This window comes from Anabaena sp. AL93 (genome assembly GCF_001672085.1).
Classification (GTDB): Bacteria; Cyanobacteriota; Cyanobacteriia; order Cyanobacteriales; family Nostocaceae; genus Dolichospermum; species Dolichospermum heterosporum.
In genome coordinates this window covers 1-11,316 of the sequence record NZ_LJOU01000135.1, presented here as the reverse complement: position 1 = coordinate 11,316, position 11,316 = coordinate 1, and the positions used below count along the sequence as shown (strand labels likewise).

General features: G+C 36.0%; 9 protein-coding genes. 6 read left to right on the top strand and 3 right to left on the bottom strand.

Annotation, left to right across the window (positions count from 1 at the left end; translation table 11 throughout):
- Positions 1-390: 390 nt before the first annotated feature.
- Positions 391-720, top strand: coding sequence for a hypothetical protein (locus tag AN486_RS24450; protein ID WP_290602846.1), 330 nt, complete (start codon positions 391-393; stop codon positions 718-720).
- On the top strand, positions 669-1,016 hold the full coding sequence (locus AN486_RS24445; protein ID WP_290602845.1) for an ABC transporter permease: 348 nt from the start codon (positions 669-671) through the stop codon (positions 1,014-1,016). Before AN486_RS24450 ends, AN486_RS24445 begins: the two co-directional genes overlap by 52 nt.
- A gap of 37 nt (positions 1,017-1,053) precedes the next feature.
- Here the strand turns inward: AN486_RS24445 and AN486_RS24440 are convergent, their stop codons facing one another.
- From AN486_RS24440 to folB, 3 genes are all read right to left on the bottom strand, one after another.
- The gene (locus tag AN486_RS24440) at positions 1,054-3,831 is read right to left on the bottom strand and encodes a ParA family protein (protein ID WP_053540070.1); all 2,778 of its coding nucleotides are present in this window, start codon (positions 3,829-3,831) and stop codon (positions 1,054-1,056) included.
- Positions 3,828-4,331 carry a hypothetical protein gene (locus AN486_RS24435; RefSeq protein ID WP_290602844.1) on the bottom strand — a complete coding sequence of 168 codons (504 nt, stop codon included), beginning with the start codon at positions 4,329-4,331 and terminating at the stop codon, positions 3,828-3,830. Before AN486_RS24435 ends, AN486_RS24440 begins: the two co-directional genes overlap by 4 nt.
- A 153-nt stretch (positions 4,332-4,484) precedes the next feature.
- Positions 4,485-4,850, bottom strand: a complete 366-nt coding sequence (gene folB / locus AN486_RS24430) for a dihydroneopterin aldolase (RefSeq protein ID WP_053540068.1) — start codon at positions 4,848-4,850, stop codon at positions 4,485-4,487.
- Between the two features lie 12 nt (positions 4,851-4,862).
- On the opposite strand from folB, the gene menD reads away from it, so the two are divergent.
- The 4 genes from menD (at position 4,863) to AN486_RS24410 (ending at position 10,607) form a co-directional block, all read left to right on the top strand.
- Positions 4,863-6,572 carry a 2-succinyl-5-enolpyruvyl-6-hydroxy-3-cyclohexene-1-carboxylic-acid synthase gene (menD, locus tag AN486_RS24425; RefSeq protein ID WP_290602842.1) on the top strand — a complete coding sequence of 570 codons (1,710 nt, stop codon included), beginning with the start codon at positions 4,863-4,865 and terminating at the stop codon, positions 6,570-6,572.
- 162 nt (positions 6,573-6,734) lie between these two features.
- Entirely contained in the window at positions 6,735-8,315 is a 1,581-nt protein-coding gene (gene serA / locus AN486_RS24420) for a phosphoglycerate dehydrogenase (protein WP_039201298.1), read from the top strand.
- Positions 8,316-8,525: 210 nt separating this feature from the next.
- Positions 8,526-9,446 carry a 50S ribosomal protein L11 methyltransferase gene (gene prmA / locus AN486_RS24415; RefSeq protein ID WP_053540066.1) on the top strand — a complete coding sequence of 307 codons (921 nt, stop codon included), beginning with the start codon at positions 8,526-8,528 and terminating at the stop codon, positions 9,444-9,446.
- Positions 9,447-9,569: 123 nt separating this feature from the next.
- Positions 9,570-10,607 (top strand): agmatinase family protein, encoded by a 1,038-nt coding sequence (locus AN486_RS24410; protein ID WP_168636580.1) that lies wholly within the window; start codon positions 9,570-9,572, stop codon positions 10,605-10,607.
- The last annotated feature ends 709 nt before the right edge of the window (positions 10,608-11,316 follow it).

The following is an 11,316-nucleotide window of genomic DNA, read 5'->3' as shown; positions in this document are numbered from 1 at the left end:
GTCATGTTTGAGTAATTTGATGCACTATCAGATTTTTAACTCACCGATTTTACATCATCTGACAACAATTATAAATTTTTATTTCCCTTGGATTCCCTATTCTAAAACCCGAACGATAAACTGGATTTTCCCCATTCGTTGTCAAGCAATCTCTCTAGTTTATTGAGTATTCATACTTATTTTTCAACCCGACTGTTTTTTTAGCCAGAGGCAATGGCTAAAAAATAGTTACTTTGTACTATATTTTGAATTCCAAAATCGGGGCTAATACTTTATTTTTCTCAAAATGAGAATTGCTGTTTTTTTAGCCAGAGGCAATGGCTAAAAAATAGTTACTTTGTACTATATTTTGAATTCCAAAATCGGGGCTAATACTTTATTTTTCTCAAAATGAGAATTGCTGCTTATCTATTAATTGCCATAACTGAAGCATTAGTTGTGATAGGATTAGGGGGAATTATTTTTAAATTAAGCGTTGTTAATAAACCTATCACTTTATTACTGGGAACTTTAATATTTTTGATAGATAGTGTAATGTTTGGTTTACTTGTTGGAGTCCGTAGCAATAACCAAAATTCAGCGGTACAAATCATTTCTCTGGTGGGGTTTATTACCTCTTTGTTATTATGGGAATTGTGGTATTTAATTTGCCATTTCGGGGGAGTTTTTTGCTATTTATTTCTTTATCAAGTATGTATGTATTTGTGGGAATTAGTTTAGGAATTATGTTAGCGACTGTTTGCCGTTCTCAACAACAAGTATTACTCACATCTTTCTTTATTAATTTACCAATGGTGCAGACATCTGGGGCAATTTCTCCGATTGAAGCTATGCCTCCTTTTTTCCAAGTTTTATCTTTATTAAATCCTCTTCGTCATTACATCACCATTGTGCGGGGTATTTTACTTAAAGGAGTTGGTTTAGATGTGCTGTGGATTCATGTTTTAGCATTACTTGGTTTTGCTGTGGTGTTGTTGAGTATTAGTGTGAGTAAGTTTCGGAATCAGTTGAGTTAAGATAAATTGAAGATTTGCGAAATTCAAAAAAAGATAATTACAAAATTCCTTTTCCTAGTACCCGACGCTTCAACGCTACTATTTTAGGTCGCGCACCTTTACCTGAAAAACCTAAACCTTCTCGGAAAATCTCAGGCATATAAAATCGCTTTATTTCATCTTTTTGTTTATCTTCATAAATCACTCCCATGTCTTCTAATAATATTACTGTTTTTTGACCCATAGCAAACTCTTCTACATCAAAAGGAATTATCTTTTGAGTCGCAGGATATTTAGGAAGTGTATCTTCTACCCATGTTTTGAAAGCTGGATATTCTTCTTTAGCTTCTCTTACTTTTTCTTCACTACATGGTTTCAGAGCGCGACGAATTGCTGGAGGAGGTAAAAGTCGGCTTGTAGACCATTTTTCAAATTGTACTTCTTTAGCTCTATTTACTGTAATATCAGCTGCATTATACAAAAAACGGACAATATCTCTGGCTTGAAGTCTGCCTTTAAAATCTGTTAAAGCTGCAAATACCCAAGAAGCTGTGTAGGCTTCTTTAGCCTTATCTGTTCCCAGTGTTTTACCCCATAGTTGCTCTAATTCATCTATGATATTTTCTTTAGTTAGACTGTAAATACTATCTTTTTTTGCAGCTATTACTTTAGATTCGCTACAAATCCAATAAACTAATCTCAAGAAAGAATCTTGATTCCAATATAAATCATAAGCACGGTAAAGGCTTTCAAACTGGCTTGAATTTTGAGTAATTGTATATCTGATAAAATCACGACGTAAGAAAATTATTACACCAAGATGAGATTGCCTAATTTCTGATAATTCCTTTGGTAAATCATCAATTAAAGCTCTTAAAGCAATCTTCTCTTGATTACTAGAACCGATCTCCTTAAATATATCTTCTAATCCATCAAACAAAAAGATAATTTTTAATGCTTTATCTTTTAAATATTGATTTATTTTACCAAGTGTATTAGGAGTATCTATATTTGGATTAATACCTATAGCTCTGCCAATTTCACCAACCCAGAATTCCGTCCATTTTGGTTCATTCCAGTCTTCGTATTTAACTGCATTTTTAACCCTAGTAGCATACTCTAAAGGTTTAAATTCAGAACTATTATTACCCAAAGCTTCTCTAACCTCATTTCTAGCTTTTTTGATAACAATTTTTGCATTATCCTGAACATTACTAGACTCAAGTAAAGGAAATATATGGGTTTTTGACTCAGTTTGATTATTTGTATGATCAATATAATTCAGAAAATTTTCCCAATATTTAAACCGTGATAACTGTATATAATTAAAAGTCTTTCCAGCCCCTTTAGCTCCAATTGATACTATATGAGGTAATTTATCTCTAAAGTTAGTAACTAAGTTCCGCAAAGGTTCTGTTATCAGCAAATCTTCTCCTTGTCCTTGTTCAGCGTTCTCATATCTCCGGCACAAATCTCTAAGTCTTTGAACAGATTGCTGTAAATTGTTTTCCGGTGTATTATCTGAGATTGATTCTTGATTTTTTGGATTTGGTAACTGTTGTTTTGCCCACTCTATAGCAATTCCCATGACTGAAATTGAAGTTCTATTTAATTTAGAGCGTGCATCTTCCCAGTCATTTACATAAAGTAATTCCTCTACAAAATAAGCTTCTTTTATTTCCAATCTTGGCTCATCTAACTTATCTTCTTGTGATTGTACATAAGCAGATATTAGTTCTACTAAGGCAGTATCAAATGCTGGTAATTTTTTAAATTCTTCTTTTAACATACTGATTACTATTGATGGATCATAGTATTCTTTATCTTTAACTTCTGCTTCTAATGGTGCAACTTTGCCAATTTGTTTTAAAACCAAACTTGTACCCTGAATAGATTGATCATTGATTGTTGTTACAAGAAAACGCTGGATTCTGGGGTCAAAAATTATGGGACTAGATATTTCACTTAAACCTGCTCTCAAATCTATAAAAACATAATCTACACCTAAAATTTCACCTAAATGATGAATAGCATTACCATATTCCCATGTTCCATCTATACCTCTGACTAAATGTTCAGGTAAAATAGGTATATCTAATAATTCATTTTCTTTTAGAAATGCAGGTAAAAAATAAATTTGTGAATTTCCTTCATGTTTCACTGATTTTTTTACTTCGTTAGCAAATAAAGCAAGTGCTTCTTCTCTATCAATTGGTGAATAATGGTAAACTTCTAAAAAATTAATAAAAGAAACGGATGGTTGTTGTTTTGCCAACGCATTCCAATAGGTAAGACCTGGTGCTTCCAAATCAGCATCAATAACTAACACATTTATAGACTTATTTAACTCTTTAGCTCTATCTAACAAAGCAAAAAGATGGGCTGTTAAATTTAATGTTCTTCCTACACCACCTTTAAAAGAATAGAACGCTATTAAACTAGGTTTTTCTGTATATGCTTCTGGGAGCTTAACTATTTTTTTGACAGCAGGTTCTGTCTCTGAATCACTTTCTAAATAAGCAATTTCTTCCCAAAAAGGACGTATCTCAATATCTGTTATATAAGGTTCTTCTTCTGAGATAAATTCTACGGGTAATGTAGCATCACCAATATCAAATCGAATAACAGATTCCTCTTCATCGTACCAATCTCCAAACCATTCTTTTAATACGTCATTGACTTTATTTATAAAATTTTCATCAGAAATATTTATTTCTACAGCATCAGAAAAACACCTAATACTTACTATGTTCTCTGGTAAATTAGTCCCATAGTTAGTTTTGCGTCGAAAAATTCTTCTAATATCAAGCCAAGTCAGTAATTTAAAATCTTTCATAGTCCTTGAAGTTCTTTTTTAATCAATTCAACAATGTTTAACAATTTTTCTTCTATGTCTTTGTCTGTTATTTTTTCCCGTTTATTCTCACTCTCATCTTTTTTTAAGATGAACTTCCCTCCATAGCGCCAAATCTGGTTAATGTTATCAGGCGTTAATTGTCGTTCTTGTTTTATCTTAACATGAGAATTATCCTGAATATCTTGAATAAATAACTGTTCTGGTAGTTTCCACATTTGCAATGAATTATTACCAGGGTATAAACCCTCTAACAACTCATTTATATCATTTATATCATGTCCATATTTTAATATTTCTGGACATAAATCAGTACGACTTACGTTCTTTCGCTTCATCAAAACTGCTTTTAAGCCACATTCAACGGCATAAAATAATAATAAGCGGTGGGCATTAGTTCGGACTCTATTATGATTATGATAGGCAGAAGAATTTTCACGCCATGCTCTTTGCATTTCCCTGTCTGTAAAAGTGATCGCCATTCCCGTTAACTAAGATTTTACTCAGTTATTTTACGTCAAAATCGCGCTACCCATTAACCGATCATACCGATATTTCAACTCATCCTCTGCTAAAGTCCAACACTCCCTAATTGATACATTTGTAATAAACCAAATCTTTCTGCGTGACTCTTGCTACTGGGGTTTACTTCTAGTCAATTCAATACTAATTTTGCCGCTAAAATCAGGAATAGGTGCAGCGGGTTTACTGAGAATAACTTGTACTTGATTAATCCCCTCCTGATCCTCTAAAATACCATCAGCGATCGCCCCAGCTAATCTTTCCACCAATGCAAACTTTGAGGTTTTTAGCAAATTTTGCACTAAGCTAATTATCTGCCGATAATCTATAGTATCTTCAATATTATCTGTTTTAGCGGGTTTAGAAAGATCCAACCATAATTTAACATCTACCTCAAACCATTGTCCTAATGCTTGTTCTTCTGGTAAAAATCCGGTATAACCATAGCCACGAATTCCTGTTAAATGAATACAGTCCATAATCTCTAATCAATGCAACTTACTTTTAATAATCTTAATCTTCTTTGGTCTTATGTATTAACAGAAACCCTCAAACGCTTGGGTTTAAATTGCGCTGTTATCTGTCCTGGTTCTCGTTCTACACCATTAACGGTGGCTTTTGTGCAACAAATACCAGATATTGAAGCTATTCCCATTTTAGATGAACGTTCAGCGGCTTTTTTTGCGTTGGGACAAGCCAAGGCAACGGGAAAACCTGTAGTATTAGTTTGTACTTCTGGAACTGCGGGGGCAAATTTTTATCCAGCGGTAATTGAAGCTAGGGAAAGTCGCGTACCTTTGTTAATATTAACTACCGATAGACCAGCAGAATTACGGAATTGTCATTCTGGACAAACTATTGACCAAGTGAAATTATATGGTAATTATCCCAATTGGCAAGGGGAATTAGCTACACCTTCTCTAGATGTGGGAATGTTAGATTATCTCCGGCAAACGGTAATTCACGCTTGGGAACGTTGTCAATTTCCCAATTCTGGCGCAGTACATTTAAATATACCTTTTCGTGACCCTCTCGCGCCCATTCCTGATGGTACAGATTTTACCTTAGATGTGGAAGATTTCTTTGCGGGAATAGTTTCCACCCCATTACCAATTACCAATTACCAATTACCAATTACCAATTACCAAAAAGGCATTATTATCGCTGGTGTAGCCCAACCACAAGCCCCGGAGGAGTATTGTAGAGCGATCGCCAACCTTTGTCAAACTCTCCAATGGCCTGTTTTAGCTGAAGGACTTTCCCCGGTTAGAAATTACGCAGATTTAAATCCCTATTTAATTTCCACCTACGATATTATTCTCAGAAATCAAAACCTTGCCCAAGAATTAACTCCAGAAATAGTTATCCAAATTGGCGAAATGCCCACAAGTAAAGAATTACGTAATTGGTTAATTACTACTAATCCTCAACGTTTGATAATTGATAATTGTGATCAAAATTTAGACCCTTTACATGGAAAAACCACCCATTTAAGAATTTCAGTTACAGAAATTGGTAAGTTGGAAATTGCAAATTTAGGAAAAAGTGAATATTTACAAAAATGGTCTACAGCAGAAAAGCAAATCAGGAAAAATATTGATGATGATTTGGAAAATGTAGATGAATTAATCGAGAGTAAAATTGCTTGGTTAATTTCCCAAATCTTGCCACCGGAAACACCCATATTCATTGCTAATAGTATGCCAGTGCGAGATGTGGAATTTTTCTGGAAACCCAATAATTTAAGAATTAAACCCTATTTTAATCGGGGTGCAAATGGCATTGATGGTACACTTTCCACTGCTTTAGGAATAGCACATCATCAGCAAAGTAGTGTGATGTTAACGGGAGATTTATCTTTATTGCATGACACCAATGGTTTCTTGATTAGCAATAAATTTATTGGCCATCTAACAATTATCTTAATTAATAACAACGGTGGAGGAATTTTTGAAATGTTACCCATTGCTAAATTCAATCCGCCTTTTGAAGAGTTTTTTGCTACTCCTCAAAATATTGATTTCTCTCATTTATGCGCGACTTACAAGGTGCAACATCAGTTAATTAGTTCTTGGGAAGAATTGCAAGATAACTTAAAACAACTACCAAAAATGGGAATTAGAGTTTTGGAAGTCAAGACAAACAGGAAAAGAGATGTGGTGTGGAGAAGAGAAAATTTAGTAAAATTTGGTAACTTGTAAGTAGTTCAAATATTCAGATCCCCGACTTCTTAGAGAAGTCGGGGATCTATGTTTAAGTCCCCTATCAAAACCGATTTCGATAAAATTTCCCCAAGTGCCACAGATAAAGATTAAACTAAAAAGTCTTGCAAAGCAAAACCTGTCAACCAAAATCAAGTAATTATGTCTAAGGTTCTTGTCTCCGACCCCATTGATCAAGTTGGTATTGATATTCTTTCCCAAGTAGCTACAGTTGATGTCAAAACCAGCCTCAAACCAGATGAACTCAAAGCCATCATTGGCGAGTATGACGCGCTGATGATCCGTTCTGGAACTCGCGTTACTCAAGAAATTATAGAAGCCGGTACAAAATTAAAAATTATTGGCCGTGCTGGCGTGGGTGTGGATAACGTTGATGTCCCCGCAGCTACCCGCAAAGGGATTATTGTCGTCAATTCCCCAGAAGGTAATACCATTGCCGCAGCCGAACACGCCTTAGCCATGATGTTGTCCTTATCTCGTCATATTCCTGATGCTAATGCTTCAGTAAAACGTGGTGAATGGGATCGTAAAAGTTATGTTGGTTCGGAAGTATACAAAAAAACCCTCGGCGTTGTCGGGTTAGGAAAAATTGGTTCTCATGTTGCCAGTGTCGCTAAGGCTATGGGCATGAAACTCCTCGCCTATGATCCATTTATCTCCACAGAAAGAGCCGAACAACTGGGTTGTCAACTGGTAGACTTAAATTTGCTATTCCAGCAAGCCGACTATATCACCTTACACATTCCCAAAACCACAGAAACTGCCAACTTAATCAACGCTAAAACTTTGGCGTTAATGAAACCCACTACCAGGATTATTAACTGCGCTCGTGGTGGCATTATTGATGAAGCGGCTTTAGCAGTGGCAATCAGAGATGGTGTAATTGCCGGGGCTGCATTAGATGTGTTCGATTCCGAACCATTAGGTGAATCGGAATTGCTACGCTTAGGTAAAGATGTTATTCTTACACCTCACCTCGGTGCTTCCACTGCTGAAGCCCAAGTTAACGTAGCCATAGATGTGGCTGAACAAATTCGGGATGTGTTATTAGGACTATCCGCCCGTTCCGCGGTGAATATTCCGGGACTTAGTCCTGATATCCTAGAAGAACTCAAGCCTTACATGGAATTAGCGGAAACCTTGGGGAACTTAGTTGGTCAACTCACCGGCGGTAGAGTTGAGACACTTAATGTTACACTGCAAGGAGAACTGGCAACTAATAAAAGTCAACCCTTGGTAATAGCTGCCCTGAAAGGACTTCTTTACCAAGCCCTGCGGGAACGGGTAAATTATGTCAACGCCACCATAGAAGCTAAAGAACGAGGAATTAGAGTTATTGAAACCAGGGACGCTTCGGCACGGGATTATGCTGGTTCGTTGCATCTTCAAGCCACAGGAACTCTAGGTACACATTCTGTTACAGGTGCTTTGTTGGGTGATAAGGAAATCCACTTAACGGATGTTGACGGTTTCCCCATTAACGTTCCCCCCAGCAAATATATGCTGTTTACTCGACACCGTGATATGCCCGGTATTATTGGTAAACTCGGTTCTCTACTGGGTAGCTTTAATGTCAATATTGCCAGTATGCAGGTAGGTCGGAAAATCGTTCGTGGTGATGCTGTTATGGCTCTCAGCATTGATGATCCTTTACCCGATGGCATTTTAGCAGAAATTAAAAAAGTGGAAGGTATTCGAGACGCTTATACAGTCACACTTTAACTGTGATTTTTGGGATTTATTTGATGAAGATGATTAAATAATTTGAGAATTAGAAAAATCATCTTTAACTATGATTTTTGTGATTTATTTGATTAGGATGATTAGAAGGATTATCTTAATTATCCTAGTCATAAAAATCATAGTTTGTTTTCCCCAATCACCAATCACCAATCACCAATCACCAATCACCAATCACCAATCTAAAATTCTATGGCAAATACCTGGTGGGAATTAAATATTTTATCTGAACTAGATTTAGAAGAAACTATATTTTGGCGGTTAGAAAACTTTGGCTGTCGTGGTACAGCAGTAGAAATTAAGGGCAATGTCTCTTTTGTTAAGGCTTATTTACCCACCTTTAAAGTACAACTGCTAGATTTGGCTGCTTTATCGCTATGGCTGCGTCAAGATGCCCTGTGTGTAGGACTCACCGCACCCGTGGTGCATTGGGGCTTAATTGACGAAGAAGACTGGTCTAGTAGCTGGAAACAACATTGGCAACCTGAAGAAATAGGCGATCGCTTTCTCATTAACCCTGCTTGGTTACCTCTACCTGAATCCCTAGACCGATTGGTAATTCGTCTTGATCCAGGCGTAGCCTTTGGTACAGGTAATCATGCCACCACTCAACTATGTTTAGAATCCCTAGAAATGCGCTTCAGTGAAATCCCCCAATCCTTCCTAGACACAGAAGAACCAAGAAAACCTTTAATTATCGCCGATATTGGTTGTGGTTCAGGTATTCTAGGCGTTGGGGCAATATTATTAGGTGCGGGTAAAGTCTATGCCGTTGATAACGATCCTTTAGCCGTAAAATCTACTTTTAGTAATCGCACTCTGAATGAGATTCGTCCAGATTCTTTAATCCCTCTTGAGGGTAGTGTAGACATAGTCCGAAAAATCATTGATCAACCTGTAGACGGGATTGTTTGCAATATTTTAGCAGATGTAATTATCGAATTACTCCCAGAAATGACCGCCATTACCAAACCTAGCACTTGGGGTATATTCAGTGGTATTTTACTAGAACAATCTAAATCCGTTGCTGATGCTTTAGAACAAAATGGTTGGATTGTAGCTACTCTCTGGAAAAGAAAAGAATGGTGTTGTTTAAATGCCCGTCGTTCTTAATTATAATTTATGGATTTTTTCCTATTGGATATCACCAAAATTAATGGTAATTAAAATCAGCAAAGATTAAGAAAATATTGATAAAATCTAAATATCAATCCCTAACCAGCACTAATTTTCAATATGAACGACTCCATTGAAAACTACAATCCCAACAACGTAGCCGAAAAAAATGGCAACTTCATGGGATTACCATTTAATTACGATTCAGCCAACTTAATTATCTTCCCCATACCTTGGGAAGTCACGGTTTCCTATCGTGCCGGAACGGCCAACGGTCCACAGCAAATTTTAGATGCTTCACTGCAAATAGATTTATTTGATTTTGATCATCCTGATGGTTGGAAACAGGGAATATTTATGGTAGAAATTCCCCAGGAAATGATTGAAAAAAATAACTATTATCGTCAACAAGCAGCCATAATTATTGAACGTCAAGCCCAAGGTAAATCCCTAACAGACTCACCGGATTTAACTCCTATTCTAGAGGCAATTAACAAAGCAGGGGAACAGGTAAATCATTGGTTATTTACCCAAGCACAAGCAGCAATAAATCAAGGTAAACGAGTTGCTGTTATTGGTGGTGATCACAGTTCGCCATTAGGCTACTTTCAAGCTTTAGCTAATCAATATGATGACTGGGGTATTTTACATATTGATGCCCATGCAGACCTACGTAATGCCTATGAGGAATTTGAGTTTTCTCATGCGTCTATTATGTTTAATGCCATAAAAATACCGCAAATTTCTAAATTAGTCCAAGTAGGTGTACGAGATATTTGTCATGATGAAGTACAAATAATTAATCAATCAAATAATCGCATTATTGGTTATTATGATTCAGCAATTAAACAACAACTATATTCTGGTAAGACTTGGTTGTATTTATGTCGAGAAATTATCAATCATTTACCAGAAAAAGTTTATATTAGCTTCGACATTGATGGTTTAGACCCTAAACTTTGCCCCAACACAGGTACTCCTGTCCCTGGCGGACTGGAATTAGAACAAGTTTATTGTCTATTCCGCGAACTGGTAAATAGTGGTAGAAAAATTATTGGTTTTGATGTTTGTGAAGTTGGTGATGCTGAATGGGATGGTAATGTCGGGGCGCGAACAGTTTATAAGTTAGCAAATTTATTAGATTTATCTCAGAAATAGGGAACAGGGAACAGGGAACAGGGGACAGGGGACAGGGGACAGGTGACAGGGGACAGGGGACAGAAGTAATTTTCCAATTACCAATTACCAATTACCAATTACCAATTACCAATTACCAATTACCAATTACCAATTACCAATTACCAATTACCAATTACCAATGACTAATGACCATTCGCCATTTTGGCATAATAAATGATTTCTTATCAGGTTTTATGAAATTTGCATACATACTATAGGAAGATGCTGAAAATAAATCATATAGGTTAAATTAATTCGGGATGTTGTTATGCACTGGATTTAAGTCAAGGTTTGGTTGACAACCAAACCTTTTTTATTGCCCCTTTTCTCCCAGTTGATGATTTGATTAAAAATATACCCATTCAACAAACAAGATCCATTTGATTAGACCCCACATTCCGCACCCTTGACTGTCACAAACGGTGATTACGGAGGTAAATTGATGAAAAATGAGTAAAAGAATACATTTATCTATAAAAAAACAAATTTTAGATAGGAAAATTGATTCAGATACATTCTCAATAAGAAGCAATAAAGAATGAGGGTGGTTTCTGGCAGAAAATATAATATAATTTTATTGTTAGTCTATCAAGACTTAATCATAACTTATATCCTTCTAGAAATAAACTTAAAAACAGCATTAAAACTTAAACTCATTAATAAAATCAATGAGTCAAATTGTATAATT

What these genes read in the sequence shown, in the direction of transcription:
- AN486_RS24450 (WP_290602846.1), top strand. Translation starts at nt 391, where the DNA reads ATGAGAATTGCTGCTTATCTATTAATTGCCATAACTGAAGCATTAGTT.
- AN486_RS24440 (WP_053540070.1), bottom strand. Translation starts at nt 3,831, where the DNA reads ATGAAAGATTTTAAATTACTGACTTGGCTTGATATTAGAAGAATTTTT.
- AN486_RS24435 (WP_290602844.1), bottom strand. Translation starts at nt 4,331, where the DNA reads ATGGCGATCACTTTTACAGACAGGGAAATGCAAAGAGCATGGCGTGAA.
- folB (WP_053540068.1), bottom strand. Translation starts at nt 4,850, where the DNA reads ATGGACTGTATTCATTTAACAGGAATTCGTGGCTATGGTTATACCGGA.
- menD (WP_290602842.1), top strand. Translation starts at nt 4,863, where the DNA reads ATGCAACTTACTTTTAATAATCTTAATCTTCTTTGGTCTTATGTATTA.
- serA (WP_039201298.1), top strand. Translation starts at nt 6,735, where the DNA reads ATGTCTAAGGTTCTTGTCTCCGACCCCATTGATCAAGTTGGTATTGAT.
- prmA (WP_053540066.1), top strand. Translation starts at nt 8,526, where the DNA reads ATGGCAAATACCTGGTGGGAATTAAATATTTTATCTGAACTAGATTTA.
- AN486_RS24410 (WP_168636580.1), top strand. Translation starts at nt 9,570, where the DNA reads ATGAACGACTCCATTGAAAACTACAATCCCAACAACGTAGCCGAAAAA.